The organism is Paenibacillus sp. AK002, assembly GCF_053903045.1.
Window position 1 is genome coordinate 5,318,485 of sequence record NZ_CP096377.1, and the last position, 16,631, is coordinate 5,335,115.

The 16,631-nt window shown below is 52.7% G+C and carries 15 protein-coding genes; all 15 read right to left on the reverse strand.

Annotation, left to right across the window (positions count from 1 at the left end; genetic code table 11):
- Positions 1 to 265 precede the first annotated feature (265 nt).
- The 15 genes from ptsP to M1D70_RS23760 all read right to left on the reverse strand — a co-directional run bounded on the left by ptsP (position 266) and on the right by M1D70_RS23760 (position 16,618).
- Positions 266 to 2,026 (reverse strand): phosphoenolpyruvate--protein phosphotransferase, encoded by a 1,761-nt coding sequence (gene ptsP / locus M1D70_RS23690; RefSeq protein WP_456288136.1) that lies wholly within the window; start codon positions 2,024 to 2,026, stop codon positions 266 to 268.
- Positions 2,026 to 2,295: an HPr family phosphocarrier protein gene (locus M1D70_RS23695; RefSeq protein WP_009593276.1), complete on the reverse strand. Its 270-nt coding sequence runs from the start codon at positions 2,293 to 2,295 to the stop codon at positions 2,026 to 2,028. The genes ptsP and M1D70_RS23695 overlap by 1 nt, the downstream gene beginning before the upstream one ends.
- Before the next feature lie 105 nt (positions 2,296 to 2,400).
- On the reverse strand, positions 2,401 to 3,135 hold the full coding sequence (locus tag M1D70_RS23700) for an SIS domain-containing protein (RefSeq protein ID WP_036659682.1): 735 nt from the start codon (positions 3,133 to 3,135) through the stop codon (positions 2,401 to 2,403).
- Between the two features lie 67 nt (positions 3,136 to 3,202).
- Complete coding sequence (locus M1D70_RS23705; RefSeq protein ID WP_090909247.1) at positions 3,203 to 3,931, reverse strand: creatininase family protein; 729 nt, start codon at positions 3,929 to 3,931, stop codon at positions 3,203 to 3,205.
- Positions 3,932 to 3,946: 15 nt separating this feature from the next.
- Complete coding sequence (locus M1D70_RS23710; RefSeq protein WP_009593218.1) at positions 3,947 to 4,939, reverse strand: phosphotriesterase family protein; 993 nt, start codon at positions 4,937 to 4,939, stop codon at positions 3,947 to 3,949.
- A gap of 141 nt (positions 4,940 to 5,080) precedes the next feature.
- Positions 5,081 to 6,376: a PTS ascorbate transporter subunit IIC gene (locus M1D70_RS23715; RefSeq protein ID WP_009593268.1), complete on the reverse strand. Its 1,296-nt coding sequence runs from the start codon at positions 6,374 to 6,376 to the stop codon at positions 5,081 to 5,083.
- Positions 6,377 to 6,399: 23 nt separating this feature from the next.
- Positions 6,400 to 6,663: a PTS sugar transporter subunit IIB gene (locus tag M1D70_RS23720; RefSeq protein ID WP_009593269.1), complete on the reverse strand. Its 264-nt coding sequence runs from the start codon at positions 6,661 to 6,663 to the stop codon at positions 6,400 to 6,402.
- Positions 6,660 to 7,103: a PTS sugar transporter subunit IIA gene (locus M1D70_RS23725; RefSeq protein WP_009593208.1), complete on the reverse strand. Its 444-nt coding sequence runs from the start codon at positions 7,101 to 7,103 to the stop codon at positions 6,660 to 6,662. The genes M1D70_RS23720 and M1D70_RS23725 overlap by 4 nt, the downstream gene beginning before the upstream one ends.
- A 35-nt stretch (positions 7,104 to 7,138) precedes the next feature.
- A complete protein-coding gene (locus M1D70_RS23730) occupies positions 7,139 to 9,226 on the reverse strand; it encodes a BglG family transcription antiterminator (RefSeq protein WP_456288137.1) in 2,088 nt (695 codons plus the stop codon).
- A gap of 304 nt (positions 9,227 to 9,530) precedes the next feature.
- Positions 9,531 to 10,910, reverse strand: a complete 1,380-nt coding sequence (locus M1D70_RS23735; RefSeq protein ID WP_456288138.1) for a sensor histidine kinase — start codon at positions 10,908 to 10,910, stop codon at positions 9,531 to 9,533.
- On the reverse strand, positions 10,907 to 11,581 hold the full coding sequence (locus M1D70_RS23740; protein WP_009593251.1) for a response regulator transcription factor: 675 nt from the start codon (positions 11,579 to 11,581) through the stop codon (positions 10,907 to 10,909). The genes M1D70_RS23735 and M1D70_RS23740 overlap by 4 nt, the downstream gene beginning before the upstream one ends.
- 241 nt (positions 11,582 to 11,822) lie before the next feature.
- A complete protein-coding gene (locus tag M1D70_RS23745; RefSeq protein WP_456288139.1) occupies positions 11,823 to 12,788 on the reverse strand; it encodes a glycoside hydrolase family 43 protein in 966 nt (321 codons plus the stop codon).
- Between the two features lie 427 nt (positions 12,789 to 13,215).
- Positions 13,216 to 14,730 (reverse strand): glycoside hydrolase family 43 protein, encoded by a 1,515-nt coding sequence (locus M1D70_RS23750; protein ID WP_456290494.1) that lies wholly within the window; start codon positions 14,728 to 14,730, stop codon positions 13,216 to 13,218.
- Positions 14,731 to 14,778: 48 nt separating this feature from the next.
- The gene (locus M1D70_RS23755) at positions 14,779 to 15,669 is read right to left on the reverse strand and encodes a carbohydrate ABC transporter permease (protein WP_009593243.1); all 891 of its coding nucleotides are present in this window, start codon (positions 15,667 to 15,669) and stop codon (positions 14,779 to 14,781) included.
- A 25-nt stretch (positions 15,670 to 15,694) separates the two neighbouring features.
- On the reverse strand, positions 15,695 to 16,618 hold the full coding sequence (locus tag M1D70_RS23760) for an ABC transporter permease (protein ID WP_456288140.1): 924 nt from the start codon (positions 16,616 to 16,618) through the stop codon (positions 15,695 to 15,697).
- Between the last annotated feature and the right edge of the window lie 13 nt (positions 16,619 to 16,631).

Below are 16,631 nucleotides of genomic sequence, written 5' to 3' on the forward strand. Positions count from 1 at the left end.
CCTCTTTCTATGAGGCTTCTAATACGCAGTCCTTCTCTATTCATTCTATGGAGTCCTCCGAGCCTGGTCAATAAATATCGAGGTCCCCTCGTTGTTCTAATGCTTATTCATGGATAAATAATTGAACGAGATCCAGCGTAACGGTTACCCCATGCGGCTAATCGAAGGGCGGCGGTATACTAAAAACCCTTGATGAATCATCAAGGGTTTTCTTCTTGCGGAGCCGCGAACGAAATCGCTTCGCTATGAAATTCTCGAAGACGAATCAGCAGGGAATCTTAGCGCTGCAAAATGCCTCCAGCTCCTGACGAATGGCTTGGGGCGTGTCCAGACGAAGAATGCGTTCCGCCAGATCGCGGCATTCCGCTCGATCCAATCCTTCGAGCCTTTCCTTAATCGAGCTGAGCCTGCCAGCCTCCATGCTCCATTCGTCAAGGCCCAGACCGAGCAAGAGCGGTGCGGCCAACGGGTCGCCCGCCATGCTGCCGCACATGCCGGTCCATTTACCGGCCTTATGGGAAGCATCGATCACCGTCCGGATGAGCTGAAGCACGGCGGGATGGAAATAATCGTACAGGTGCGCTACGTGTTCGTTCATGCGATCCGCGGCAACCGTGTACTGAACGAGATCATTCGTACCGATGCTGAAGAAATCGACTTCGTCCGCGAAAAGTCCTGCCAACACGGCCGTGGAGGGAATCTCGACCATAATGCCGACTTCCATCTTCTCGTCGAACGGTACGCCCTCCTCCCTCAATTCACCCTGCACTTCCGCCAGGATGGATCTCGCCTGTCTCCATTCTTGCAAACCGGAGATCATCGGGAACATGACCTTCACCGCACCGAAGGCGCTGGCCCGCAGCACCGCCCGCAGCTGCGTGCGAAGCAGCTCCTGGCGGACAAGCCCTACCCGTATTGCACGGTAGCCCAGGAAGGGATTCGTTTCCTTTGGCAGCTGCAGGTACGGAAGCTCCTTATCTCCGCCGATGTCCATCGTGCGGATGATCACGGGGCGGCCCTCCATCAGCCGGGCCGCTTCCTGGTACGCACGGAACTGCTCCGCCTCGCCCGGCATGGCCGTGGCGTTCATGAACAGGAACTCCGTGCGGAACAGCCCCACGCCGTCCGCGCCCTGCCGGACGGCGGCCTCGGCTTCCGCGGCGCTGCCGATGTTCGCCGCGAGCTCTACGCGCGTACCGTCGGCGGTCACCGCCGGACGCGCAGTGTATTCCTCGAGCGACTGCCTGCGCTCGAGGTCCTGCTGCATGCGGAGCCGATGCTGCTCCGCCTCCGCCGCTTCCGGCCGGGCGATGCACAGCCCGGCTGATCCGTCGAGGACGAGCAGATCGCCGTCCTCGATGCCGTCAATCCCGTCTCCCGCGCCGACGACAGCGGCAATGCCGAGCGACCGCGCGAGTATCGCAGTATGCGAGGTTGCTCCCCCGGTACGGGTGATAAAGCCGACCACCAAGGCAGGGTCCAGCTGCACCGTATCCGAAGGCGTCAAATCGTCGGCAACGAGAATCACCGGCTCGGTGATTCCGGCAAGTCCCTGCGATTGTCCAGGCGACAGACAGGCGAGAAGACGGCCGCCGATATCGCGGATGTCGGTTGCGCGCTCCTTCATATAATCATTGCTCATGCCTTCAAACATGGAGGCGACTTGGTTGACAACCTCGGCAACGGCCCTCGGGGCCGTCTCCAATTTCTCCCGGATCCGCGCCTCCATTTTCGGGTAGAAAGCCGGATCGTCCAGCAGCTTTCGGTGTCCCGCAAGAATGCCGGCTTGCTCTTCGCCTACCGCTTCCTTCGCTTTCTCAATCAGCTTCTCCATTTGCTCGGCGCAGCCCGCTTTGGCTTCGCGAAGCTTATGAAGCTCGTCTTGGACCGCAGCCGAGGTATCGGGAATATAATTCCCTTCGGGGCTGCTTTCGCCGCTGGCCCCCACCGAAGATTTGTAGATATAGGCCTTTGCAATCCGGATACCCTCCGATACGCCGATTCCTTGAATATCCAGCCTATTCATCAGGCTTCACCAAACTTGCTTTCGACGAGCTGTATCAGGGCTTCGACGACTTCTTGTTCACCGTCTCCGTTTGCTTCGATGGTCACGACGGCTCCTTGTTCAATGCCAAGCGTCATCAGCTCCAGCATGCTCTTGCCATCCGCCGATCGACCTTCGTTTGTCTTCAGACGAACCTCTCCTCCAAATTGTCCTGCTTTTTCCGAGAATAGCTGAGCCGGACGTACATGAAAGCCCTGCTCATTCTGTATGGTTACCGTTTGTGTGAACATGTCTTTCCTCCTCATCCTGTAACCGCCAGCCCGGGGCTGTGACTTACTGAAACGTAAAGTTGCGGTTTCTCTGTTGTTTCCTGCCGTTCATCCGCTCGACCCTTGTCAGGCCAGCAAGGTTATCCGGCCTTTATACGCCTCGACCAGCGCTTGGTTATGCTCATCGGAGCCGTCGATATTTCCGCTAAGAAATACAGGGGGGTTAAAGCCTTGTTCAATCATAATCTCAATGGATTCGGCGAACAGGGCGTTCAAAATCAAGGCTCCGATCACTGTCGAGCTCGGGGTAAAGGGGACCTGAAGGCCGGGATGGCTCAATACCGCATCGCCCTTGACCGAGAAATTGTCGATCACCAGATCCACGGCATCCGCCAGATGCTTGCCGCTGCTGTGCCGGGACGGCATGCTTTTGGAATATTCCAGTGAGGTAATGCCTACGGTGAAGGCCCCCTTCTCCTTCGCCATCAAAGCGACATCCACGGGAACCGGATTGCGGCCCGAGGTGGACAGGACGAATACGACCTCTCCCTTGCGGATGTCCTGCTTGCTCATGAATTCGACGGCAAGATCGTTTTGTCTTTCCAGCTCGGACGAACGTACCGCGCCTTCATGCAGCATCAGCTTCTCTATGAGAATCGGACGGATCGGTACGAGTCCGCCTGCCCGGTAGAAGACTTCCTCGGTCAATATATGCGAATGCCCGCAGCCGAACAGATGAATAATGCCGCCCTGCTGAATACAGGCCGCCACCTTTTCCGCCGCTTCACGGATCGACTTGGCCTGCTCCGCTCGTACTTTGTCAAACAACCCGCCAATCACATCAAAATAGGTGTCCATCATCATCGCTTTCACCTCATGGTTCCTGTATTTGTATAGATTTCTGTTTTTCTTCCGCGAGTGAACGGGTTCATATCGCTTTTTTCGCCCGGAGTACCATGTCGGCCATGACTTCCAGGCTTCGCTCGATAATCCGCTCTCCCTTCTCCCTCGTTGCCAACGTTGCATCCCCAAGCACCGCGGAAGCCGTCATTTCCTCCCAGGGTGTAGGCGTGAAGTCCGCTTCAATCGGGATCTGCGGAGCGCCGTCGATCGCCTTGCTCATGTCCACGTATTCGCCCGCGAGATAAAGCATGTAGGACGTCTCGATTTCATCGGCATGCATGTAGCTGCCATGAGCGGCCGAAGCCTCGCGTACTTCCGCCGTGATTTCCTTCGTGCCTGGATAAAAGAAGTAGAACACTTTCAATTCGGGTACCCGTTCGTATAAAATTCTCGCCGCTTCCTTCAGCGCTACCGCATTGCCGAGATGGCCGTTGACCATGATGAATAGGCGGAATCCCTGATGATATATACTCTCGCCGATATCGGCAAGCAGCCGGATGAGCGCTTCGTTCGACACGTTGATGCTTCCCGGAAAATTGCGCAGACTCCACACTTGACCATAAGGAAGGGTCGGCAGAACGAAGCTGTCCGTCCGTTCCGCCAATTTGTCCGCGAGCCTGGACGCAAGCAGGTTATCCGTGCCCAGCGGCAGATGGGGACCATGCGCTTCAACGGCCCCGATTGGAAGTATGGCCGCGCCGAGTTTGCGGATTTTCTCCTCCACCTCAACCGAATTCTCGAGTTCGAATTTCATGACGCTAAGCACCCCTTACTTTTTGAATGAGAAGCAGTTGGCCGGATTGCTCACGAAAAATTTCTCCACCAGCTTCCGGCCGTCAAAGCCGCTGCGATTCGCCTCATCTACAAAGCGCGGCACCCATTTGGAAATAATATACTCCAGCCCGAGACCGTAATCGTAATGCTTGTAGTAGGTTTTACGGGCGGTATCTCCGCTGATGAGAATCTGATCCTCATAGCCTTTACGGACAAGCTCCAGAATTAGCGAGATGCGGGTGCTTTCCGGCGCATACTTGATTTTGCCGATACCGTCAAAGCTCATGTAGGCTCCGGTTGCGGCGATTTGCTCATGGTAATACGGGTCGGGGTTCCGGTCCATATGCCCTAAACTCAAGTAGGATAGATCCACGCCTTCGCTCTTTAGGAGTTCGATTTGCTCCAGCGCCATGGTGCCGACTTCCGTATGGGAGTGGATGGGGGCTTTTGTTTCGTGATGAGCGCGGGCTACAGCGCGCAGCGTCTTCTCCTCCAGCGGCGTGATGCGGTTATAGCCTGTCCCGAATTTAACCTGGCCTGCTTTGAATGGCGTGCCCTCCAGCCCTTCTTCCACCTCCCGGATGACGAAATCCGCCAGCTCGTTGATGCTTTTGGCCTCGATCCACTGCGCATAACTCTCATAATCGCCGATCAGCGGCTTCAGCTCCTCTTTGATTTTGGCATCCCACAGGAAGCTTTTATTGAAGCCCGCCGTTCCTACAATGCGAATGCCGGTTTCAAGCGCGATTTCCTGCACCGCTTGAACATCCCGTCCATAATCGACGGCTGTAGCATCCACGATGGAGCATCCGCCGTGTTGTTTGAAATCCAGAACGTCGCGCTTGGACTTCTCTTTATCATCCAGCAGCAAATCGTCCACTCCCCGTTCCTGCCAGTAGGCCGGACGGCATACGATATGTTCATGGGAATACGTAAAGCCCAATTCCTCTTTGCTGATATCTCCATGCAAGGTACGGATAAAGCCCATATCGTTTCTCCTCCACTCTCTATAAAATAAGAACCTGACCGATTCACAAAAGTGCATGTTCAAAAAAGCCGGCTTTTCTCAACGCCTTAGACCGCTTTCTGATCTATCTCGTGATCCAAAGCCGACTTTTTTGTTTAACCTCTAAAAGAACAGTTTCGCCAGGAAGTGCAGAATCGGTCCGATGATGAACATGTCGGAATCGGCTGCCCACATGGCCGTATCCGGCACCGTCGAGGCGATGAAGAAGCGGACCATCAGGAACTGACCCCAAGCGACTACGGTTGACGTGATGAAGCCGCCGATAACGGCACCGCGGACACCGCCTGTCGAGTTCCCGAACACCCCTGCCGTAGCGCCGTGGAAGAATAGAACAATCATCGTCGGCACGAAGATGTAAGAAACGGTGTTGCCCAGTACGAGCAGCCAGATAATCGCGCCACCGAAAGCTCCCAGGAAGCCAAGCACCACCGCATTCGGTGCGTAAGGGTATACGACTGGCGCATCCAGTGCCGGTTTGGCGCCTGGTACGAGTTTGGTAGCAATCCCGTTGAAGGCCGGCACCAGCTCGCCGACAAACATCCGGACCCCCATCAGAACGATGGCGATTCCGCCTGCGAACGTAAACGATTGGATAATGGAATAGATGATAAAGTTCTGGTCACCCGATTGTTTCATCAGTTCTGCCGCAGCCGGCGTGCCCTTCGTCGAGAGAATAATGGCCCCGATCAGGAATAACACGCCCATGCTGAGCGCCGTGATGACGTTGGAATCGCGAAGAAATTCGAAGCCCTTCGGTACTTTGATTTTCTCGGAATCGTTGTTTTTGTTGCCGAGCAATTTGCCGAACAAGGCAGCCAATAGCGCAACCGAAGCCGACGTGTGTCCAAGAGCAATGTTATCGTTGCCCGTGATTTTACGCAGGAACGGCTGAACCAGCGCCGGTTGGAACGTCCAGTACACCCCGAGAACCACGGCGATCATCAGTACCAGCTTCCAGATCGGAATTCCGCTGGACGCATGGACGATGACGCCCGCAAAAACGGTCGACGTCCAGAACATCATGTGCCCGGTCAGATAAATAAATTTAAACCGGGTGAAGCGTGCCAGCAGAACGTTGATCAGAAAGCCGATGAGCATGGCAAGCGTAACGGCGCTGCCGAATTTGGAATTGAATGCCTCCTGCCCCATAAAGGCACCGAGGGATCCGCTTTCCAATCCGAAGACTTCTTTCCACATCGGCTCGAATACGTTCAAGGCTTTTACGATAACGTCAGAGCCTGCGCCGATGATGAGGAAGCCGATGATCGCTTTAAAGGTGCCGCTTACGAGCTGACTCGTTGATTTCTTCTGCAGCAGCAGGCCGATCAGAACGATAAACCCGAGCAGAATGGCCGGCGTTCCAAAAATGTTGGTAGCGATCCAAAAAAGTACGTCCATAAGCCCTCTTCCTTTCTAATGGTTTACAGCACTTCTTCCAGCTTCTGTTTGATCTCGTCGTTGTCAAAATAGTTGTTGACGATAACGACCTTGGCTTCATGCCCTTGCAGGCTTTGTGCCAGCTCGTTGCTTGTAATGATATAATCGGCTGCGGTTCCCGATGCCGTCGAAACGTCCGTGTGCTCCACATCGGCGTTTACTCCCATGCCGTTCAGCACATTCTCCACATTCATTCTCAGAATCAAGCTGGTTCCTTGTCCTAAACCGCATACGCATAAAATTTTCATTGTTCGTTCCCCCTAATTAGTTGTTGGATTGACTCTACATCCGATGCCTGCTTGAATCGTTCCACGTTGTCCGGATTGCTGAGCAATGTCGTCAGCTTGCGCAGCATGGCGATGTGCTCCGAGCTTGAGGAGCCGCCAAGCGCGAATACAAGCTGGACCGGATCATTAGCGGCATGGCCAAAAACGACGGGTGTCTTCAATCGAAGCAACGAGACGGAGGCTTCCCTCACCCCGTCCTCCGCACGGGCATGCGGTAGGGCGATGTGCGGCGCAAGAACAAAGTACGGCCCTTTGTCACGATACGATTCCACCATGGCATCGGCATAACGTTCTTCCGCCGCTCCGGCATTCGCCAGCAGCGCCCCTGCCAAACGGATCGCTTCTTCCGCCGTCTCGGCCTCAACATCCAAGGCAATTAGTGACGGTTCCAAAAATTTCATTCTCATCTCTCCCAAATCCGGTATTCTGTTCGGTGCTAAGGACCGGTTTGTAATTGTTGAAGTATCTGTTCTTTTGTCCTGGCCTCTTTCAGTCGGATCAGGTTTTCCTTATCTCTCAGCAGGAGCGTCAGCTCCGACAGTGCTTTCAGGTGGGATTCGCCGTCAATCGCCGCCAGGACCAGAATGATCTGCACCTGATGGCGCGCTTCCTCCGAGAAGGCGACGGGCTGCTCCAGCCGGAGCAGACTGATCCCAAGCCGCCGGACTCCATCCTGCGGCTTGCCGTGCGCGATGGCGATGCCAGGTGCTACGACAATGTAAGGGCCGAGCGCTTCCACTTTGGAGATCATCGCATCAATGTAAGCTTCTTCGATGCGTCCATCCTTCAACAGCGGTTCGGAGGCTTCGCGTATGGCGCTCCGCCAATCTGCCGCTTCTCTTTTCATCCGAATCATTTGCCCGGTGAGCAGATCCGTCAGAGATGGCTTGCGGGCCTCGCTGAGCCAAGTTTTCCCTAAGGACATGTAGCGGTTAAGCTCCTCCGTAAGTCCGGCTTCATCCCTTACCGCCGCGTATTTATGGACGATGTCCAGCAGCGCTTGAACCGTGTTGGCCTGGGTTCTTGATTTGCGTCCGGAAACCATGTTGATCTGGTTCAGCAAATGCTCTTTATCCTTATCGCTCAGAATCGGATTCACCAGGAGAACGGGCACTTTGCTGTCCGGGAGCGGTACCGTCGAGAATATAAAATCGACATCTTCTTCGCGAAACGACTCATAATCGCGGAGCGACAATACGGCTGTGATGTCCACTGCCGAGAACAGGTTCTCCAGCTGCGATTTCAGCATCCGCGATGCGGAAATGCCGTTCACGCAGACGATGGCGGCCTGCCTCCTTACGGCCGGCTTCGTATTCTCTCTGCGCAGCCAACCGCCGAAATGCATCGCGAGGTATCCGATCTCGTGATCGTCAAGTTTACGTCCAACCAACTGCTCGAACGGTGCGGCGGAACGGCGGGTAAGCTCGAATACTTCCCCGTACTTGGAACGGATATTTTCGAGCAGCGGATTTTCCAGGCTGAGACCATACAAGATTCGGTAATAAGCCGGTTTCAAGTGGACCAGCAGATTCTCCTCCATGGCTTCCCGGTTCGGCAGAAATACGCAGGCATAACGTTGAAAATGGTCGGTCATCTCCGTCGTCACGTTCCGAAGCTGCTTCAGCACTTCTTCGGACCCCGTCATCTGTTCCATCCGATTGACTCTCGCCCCCAGCAGATGCATCGCGAAGTAGCAGACTTCATCATCCGGAACGGAAACGCCGAACATTTGCCCGAGACCTTCCGCAATGCGCGCGGCAGCTTCATACTCTGGCGTCCTTCGCAGAACGCTTCGTTCATCATCGTCGATCGAGACCCATTGCGCGGTTTGAATCCGTCTTACATACAACAGGAAGCGGGCGGTCAGATGAAATAGCATCTCATCCGTCAAATCTACGCCCAGCGTGATCTCGCTATCCGAGATCAGGCGATAGACCTGCTCCAAACCTCCTTCTTCCATAGGCGGAAACAGGAGTGGGGCAAGATCGGGAATTCCCGATTCCGGGTTCAAGTTGAATGCCTGTTCCCAGCCCGCATGACCGAAAATCTGCCCGAAGTAATGGCTCAGCGTCTTCCGCTTGTCACGCTCCTCCCCGTGCACGCCGTAGCCCCGCTTACGGTCGTAGGTTACCTTGAGTTTTACGGACTTCATCTCCGAGCGGACCATGTTCAAATCCTTGAGCACGGTTCCGCGGCTAACCTGCAGAAGTTCGGTCAGATGGTGAACGAAGAGCGGACTCTCCGCCGACAATAGGTAAAGCGACATCCAGGCCAGCCTTTCGCGCGGAGACAAATAGTACTGCTGTGCATGGGGCTTTTCACTCAACTTTGGAAGCCCCGCCCGGCTTTCTTCAGGCAAATAGTAGCCTGCTGTCCTGACATATTGGACCGATGGAAGTTGAATCGCTTTCAACCAATCGTTTATTTTTTCCATATCATAGTAAACGGTTCGTCTGGAGATGCCGAGCTTCTGCATCAGTTCTTCCAGCGATACATAATCGGCTGCCTCATCGAGCAGCGTCAATATCTTGGTACTGCGTTCATCCAGAATACGGCATCAACTCCTTTGCCGTTAGTTTCGTGCTTTTTGCAATTTGATTATACCTATAGGCCATTGTTGAAGGACAGTTCAATTCATGGAGCCCGATTTGTGCAAAAATGTACTCTAGTGAAAGGGGCAAAAAAAACAGGCCCCATGGCCTGTGTAAGATATGGTTCAACTTCGCGACTGCCCTGTTCACCGTGCCATGGCAAAAAAACGCATCCTTTCATTCGGCACGATTAGTTATCACGAACCGGTCATCGTGTGGTGTTTTGCGGATCGATCCCTAAGAATCTGTCTGATCCGCCGGCGTCATGATTGGCAAGGTGACGATGAAGGTCGCTCCTTGACCAGGCTCGCTTTCCACCCGGATATCGCCTTGATGAAGCGATACGATCAGTTTGACTATGGCAAGTCCCATGCCGCTGCCCTCAAATTTACGACTGCGGGAACGGTCGGTTTTGAAGAAACGCTCGAATATACGCTTCTGATCCTCAAGCGAAATACCTATGCCCGCGTCGGATATTCGAACGGTCACGTGGTTCATGTCTTGTTTGACGCTGACGTGAATCACGCCGCCATCCTTTGAGAATTTGATGCTGTTGCCAATGATGTTCGTCCATACCTGGTTTAATTGATCATGATCGGCCGTAACTTTAACGGCCTGCAAATCAAGCTCAAACTGAATGCTGCGGGCGGCCCATTGCGGCTGGAGCGCCACGATGACCCGTCGGATCTGTTCATCCAAGCTGAGCGTGCTGAGCCCCAGCTGCTGTGACTGGGATTCAAGCAAACTCAGCTTGAGCAGGCTGTCGCTCATTTTGGACATCCGCTTCGCTTCAGCGATGATAATGTCCAGATAACGTCTTCGCTCGTCATCCGAGAGATCTACCTGCTTCAGCGCTTGAGCGTACCCGGATATCGAGGTGAGCGGCGATTGCACCTCGTGCGACACGTTCGTTACGAATTCCCTGCGCATCTGCTCCAGCTGCTGCAGCTCGTGCATCATGTCTTCAAAGCTGCGAGCCAGCGTACCCAGCTCGCTTGTTTGCTTAATATTCAGCTTGACGCTAAAATCTCCTGCTGCAATGCGGCGGGTCGCTTTTGTCAGCTTTTTGATCGGCCTTACCAAGTAGATGGAGGCAATCAGGATCAATAAGCTCCCTGTAATCAACGAACTGGTAGCAAAGATCGATCCCCATTTGACGACAAAAGAGGCAGAAGGAGGGGCGAGCATTTCCAGGAACATCGCCTTCGTTCCCGTTTCCGTTTTCAACGGCAGCCCTAAAAGAACCGTAGCAATGCCTTTCTGCGTGTCTTGAACAACGCCTCCCTCGATTACCTCCTTTAGTTTATCCATCGTTACTTCAGCAGGTTTGTGTCCGTTAAGCTTGCCGTAAGCCTTGTACTGGCCCGTCGCTTCGTAGATGCGGATATAATAGGAATCGAGCTGCTTCATTTCACGAACGAACAAGTCGGCTTCACGTAACGGAAGTGTCTTGTAAATCCGGACGACATCTTGACCGAAGTTGCGTAAGTTGATTTGCGCGTTCTCGTTCAATTGTTCCTTGAACATCCAAGTAGACATAAAAAACGAAAGGACCGTGCCACCGATAACGGACACTAGAAACGTCAGGACTACTCGAATATATAAGGATCTGATCATTCATAGACCTCAAGCCGGTACCCCAGCCCGCGCACCGTTTCGATCCGGAAATCCGGCGTCGTTGCGAACCTTTCGCGAAGACGTTTAATATGTACATCCACCGTTCGGTCATCTCCCGCGTAATCGATTCCCCAAATCTGATCGATCAGCTGCTCACGTGTATAGACTTGTCCGGGTGTTCCAGCCAGCTTGTACAGCAATTCGAACTCTTTGAGCGGCAGCGTGAGCGTCTCCGGCCCGCTGCTCACCTTATAGGTCTGCCTGTCGAGAATGACGTTGCCGAACTGGATCGTCTGCGTGGAGCCGATCCGATATCGTTTCAGCAATGCCTTAACGCGGACCGTCAACTCCAACGGATCGAATGGTTTCGTTAAATAATCGTCCGTCCCCAGCTCGAAACCCTTTACTTTTTCCCACGTTTCGCCTCTCGCCGTCAGCATAAGCAGCGGCAAATCCGGATTGGCTCTTCGAAGCTCCTTGCATAACGTCCAGCCATCCATCATCGGCATCATAATATCAAGGACGACAAGATCGACGGGCGTCGAGCCATAGACGCTGAGCGCTTCCTTGCCGTCAGCCGCCTCGACCGTGGTGAATCCGTCATTGCGTAGAAATAAACAGACGAGCTCGCGAATGTTCGCATCGTCGTCAGCAACCAGTATAGTAGGCATCGGTTCCCTCTTTCCTTCATTTCCATCCCCTATTGTGTAATAACTATATATTATTATAAATACAAGGATTATGGGAAATGGTTCAAATGGCGCGGCAATTGTGCGTCTATTTTGCATTCTAGCCTAGGCTATTATAGGCCGCATATTTCGCACGGCCTCTGCCGGTACCTAAGTTTAATCAAGGAAGATGAACTGCCAGTGACATCCATATGAACGGAACATGAACGAACCAAAAAGAAATTCACATCGATTCGTTGCGATAGAACCCTTTGAGCGCTTCATATTCGGTTTGGGTAATAGGCAGGATGGAGCCGTGACGTTTTTTAAGGCTGTCGAAGTCGTATTCTCTCGGTTCAGGTTTCCTCCAGCATGCTCCCGTCGGATCGCCGATGTCGGTTGTCAGGATGGGCATATATCCACTGCCGGTTGCGTACTGGTCAACCAACAGCCCCCACTTTTCTTCGCCGTTAAATTTGAAAAACTCTGGACCCTCGACGTCCTTTCCCGTAAGCGCAAGTCCAAGCGACTCCAACGTCGAAATGACTTTCCATTCTCCCATCAGGCGGTCGCTCGACTCGATGGTAATCTGCCCGTCGCCGGAAGCCCGATAATACTTGCCGCTGGCCTTAATGATCGTCGTGTCGATAATCGCACGGTTTTCCTCTCGGGTAATATAAGGCTCGGCCGGCGTAAACGAGCGGAAATCCTGCGTTCTGCTGCAGTAAATATGGTGTCCGCGGCCATCGCCGTCATGAGCGTCCCGGCTGGAAGCCCAGAATACCAGATAATCCCCATTGTCCTCGTCAAAGATCGCTTCAGGCGCCCACGCGCAGCCCGCTTCCTCCGGAGCGGCTTCAACCAAGCGCGGCTCCGACCAGTTCACCAAATCAGGCGATTCCCAAATGACGAGTGACCGGCTGCCGGTAACCGTCGCCTGAGCATGCTCCCAGCCGCCGCGATGGTAAATGCTAAGGTCGGTGGCAAGCAAATAAAAGCAGCTGCCGTCCGCGCTTCGAAGCAAATAGGGATCGCGTGCCCCGCGCTCTCCGACGGTTGATCGCAAGACCGGCTGTTTCTGATTCAGATCCTGCCAATGCATGCCGTCCTTACTCAGGGCGAAATAGATTTGCTCGCCGTCCTCATGATCACCGATAAAATGAACGAACAAATAACCGTATAATGAATTCGTAAGCTCTCGATGGTTCATGAAAATAATCCTCCGTCTGATTTATATTGGCAATGCTCCCGATTAACGCTCCCGGCGAGTATGCCCTTTAACTTCCTTTATATCAGTCATTCAATCGATCCGTAAACCGCAAAAATTGATCGTTACAACGATTTCTGATTCATTATCTGAACAATTGCCGTGGTTTTAGAAAACGTTTAGCTCTAAGCCATGATAATTACGAATGGTCATCACCCGAAAAGTGAAAACGGGCAGCGCTTATACAGCACCCCCCCGTTTAACAAGCCTAAGCTTGCGATTCCTGTGCTTCCGTAACGGCTGCGAGAAACGCGAGAACGTGTCCCTCTCCCCCATACTTGTGCCCACTTTCGGTCGATGCCGAGATCTCCTATGATGCCATTAGGTCTGTTCAGAAATATGATCTCTGTACTCCCTTAAATATGGCATCTTATAACACCACATCCTCGAGAGCTTGGTAATCAAACCAATCAAAGTGTGCCGGTGAGACGGATCGAACGCCGTTGCCTGTGGCATACATGGCGATGAGCACGCCCGTAAACCCGCCGGCTACCTCCGTAGCCAACATGGCACATTCGCCTTCACCGAACCAACAAGGCTCCTGACCACCGCCGGCAAATCCGAACGCATACTTCTCTTTGTCGGCTTGAATGGTGAGCACAACCGAATCCGAAGACCAAGGGGCCTCGCTTTCGACTTTCCACAAGCTTCCGATCCTTCTGCGGAAGATCATCTTTCGGCGACCATCGATTCGGATCACAGCCAACTCGTAGTGGAACCGCTCGTTCATAAACACGGTTAATCCAGCTTCCTCGCCGTCCTGCTGCGGCGCGAAAGTCAAATGCACTGAAGCCTTCATGTTAAAATGCTGCTGCCTTCTTCCGAGGAAGGCAGCAGCACCGTCATTCAACGTTGCCGCTGAACCGTTCAATGTCAGGCAGCTCTCCTTCTCGGTCAGGGACCCATGGTCCGGATGCGGTGATCGAAGGAAATTCCAATATGGCGCGAGCTCCGAGTCTACAAAATCATCTCTTACAGGGGGGCTCGTCACGCGTTGTAATCGAAGGTTCCCTGATGGCATCGTCTCATGAACGACGCCGTTCTCTCCAATAACAGGCCATCCGTCCCCTGTCCAGGATACAGGGGCGAGAAACGTTTCTCTGCCGAGATGATGACGCTGAGGATAACCGACGGGCCGAATGCCGAGGAAGACCGCCCACCAGCTACCGTCGGGGGCTTGAACCAGATCCGCATGGCCTGTAGCTTGAATCGGCTTTAACAGACTCCGATGAGTCAGGATCGGATTGTGCGGACAGCTCTCAAACGGACCCTCCGGCCGCTTGCTTCTGGCCACGGTCACCATGTGTCCGTATTCGGTTCCTCCTTCGGAAATAAGCAGGTAATACCACGCTCCAACCCGATACAGGTGCGGGGCCTCCGGATATTGCCCGCCCGTTCCGTTCCATAATAAACGGACCTCGGAGAGCTTCTGTCCAGTTTCAATATCAATCCGGCTTTGATAGATCCCCTGGTTCCACGATGTTGTATAATAAACCGTTCCATCCTCGTCAAAAAACAAATCGGGGTCAATCCCGGGATGGTCAACGAATACCGGATCGGACCAAGCCCCGCTAGGATCCTCAGAGGTTACATAAAAATTCCCTCCTCCCGAAACATTGGTTGTGGTCATGTAGAACATGCCTTGATAAAAACGGATGGTTGGAGCATATATCCCTGTCGAGGTGCCTGCATTTCGAAGATCCAATTGCTCCTTCCGAGTCAAGCAATGGCCGATCTGTGTCCAATGCACAAGATCATTGCTGTGAAAAAGAGGAACTCCCGGATAATATCCAAAGGAACTCGTTACAAGATAATAATCGCCGCCGACCCTGCAGACACTGGGATCGGGATGAAAGCCGCTAATCACAGGATTTTGGTATGTCATTTCCACAATGGATTCTCCTTATTTGTTTCATTGAACTTTCTCCATGGTTTACTTCACTGCTCCGATCGTAATCCCTTTAACGAAGTACTTCTGAAAGAACGGATATGCGATCAGAATCGGCAATACCCCTATAGCAGCAATTGCCATACGTACGGTCGTGCTTGGCAATTCCATGATGGCTTGCCCTGCGCCCGTGCTGGCAAGGTTGCTGTTGCTCGTAAGAAACTGGATATCCGTCATCATTTTATTCAGAATCGTTTGGATGCCAAACAATCTCGTGTCCGTTAAATAGATCAGTCCGTTGAACCAGTCGTTCCAATATGCGATGGCTTGAAACAGCCCGATGGTTGCCATGATAGGAAGCGACAGCGGAAGAACGATCCGGTAAAATGTTTTAATTTCACTTGCCCCGTCGATGCTGGCCGCTTCGAGCAAGGCTGAAGGAATGGAAGTCATGAAGAAGGTCCGTACCAGAAGAACGTTAAAACCGTTCATGAGCAGCCCCGGTATGAGCAGCCCAAACAGCGTGTTCTTGATGTCGAAGAGCTGCGTATAGACCATATAAGTTGGAACCAGCCCGCCGTTGAACAACATCGTAAAGAATACGAAAAAAGTCCAAAAGTTCTTTAAAGGCATGTCGTGGCGGGACAACGGATAAGCCAGCATGGAACTGATCGCCAAACTGACTGCCGTACCGACGACGGTGATGAGAACCGTGATTCCATAGGCCCTTCCAAGCTCCCCGACATGCGTCCACAAATAATGGTAGGCATCCAAACTTAACTCCGTTGGAAAAAAGGAGTAGCCGTTCTGGATAATGCTTGCTTCGCTGCTCAGAGAAGATACGATCAGCAAAGCAAATGGGATCAAACATGCCGCCGCAAACAATCCTAGGATCACATGGGCGGACCACTGTAACAATTTGCTTTCATAAGCCATATTGTATTGCACCTCTATTCTCGGTCTAGAACAACGCGTTCTCCCTATTGAATTTACGCACGATATAGTTGGCACTCAGAACAAGTACGAACCCGACAAAGGATTGGTAGACGCCCGCTGCCGAAGCCATGCCGATATCCCCCATGATCATCAAACTTCGGTACACGTACGTATCGATCACGTTCGTTGTATCGTTGAGCATGCCTGAATTCATCGGCACCTGATAAAATAATCCAAAATCGGAATAGAACATCCGGCCGATGCTCAGAAGCGTAAGCATAACAATCACCGGCGTAATCAACGGAATCGTAATCGACTGAATTTGCCTCCATTTCGAGGCCCCGTCCAATCTTGCCGCCTCATAATACTCGGGATCGATGCTGATAATGGAAGCCAGGAAGATAATACAGGAGAAACCGACGCTTTTCCAAAGCTGGACCACCGTCAAGATCACCGGCCAATATTTCGGCTCGGTATACCACGAAATGCTCTCGATTCCGAATAGGGGAAGTATGGTCTTATTCATGAAACCCGTTTCTAAACTAAGAGCCGCATATACCAAGTAGCCGACCACAACAAAAGAAATAAGATGCGGCAGCACAATGACGCTCTGGTAGAAACGCGACAGCACCTTGACTCTGATCTCGTTCAGCAAGATGGCGACGGCAATGGAAAGCACGGTGCCAATCACAATGAAGGCGGCATTATATAAAATCGTATTCCGCGTGATGATAAAGGCGTCTGTCGTTTTGAATAAATATTCGAAGTTTTTAAAGCCGATCCAGTCGCTTTCAAAAATTCCAGCCGAGAAATTTATATTTTTAAAAGCAATAAACATGCCGAACATAGGAGCATAATTGTTGATGATGAGATAAGCGATTCCCGGGAGCATTAGGAGATATAGAGGCGTGTATTTCCTGAACCGTTTCAGCCCGCTCCGTCTGGTCATAGGTGCACAACCC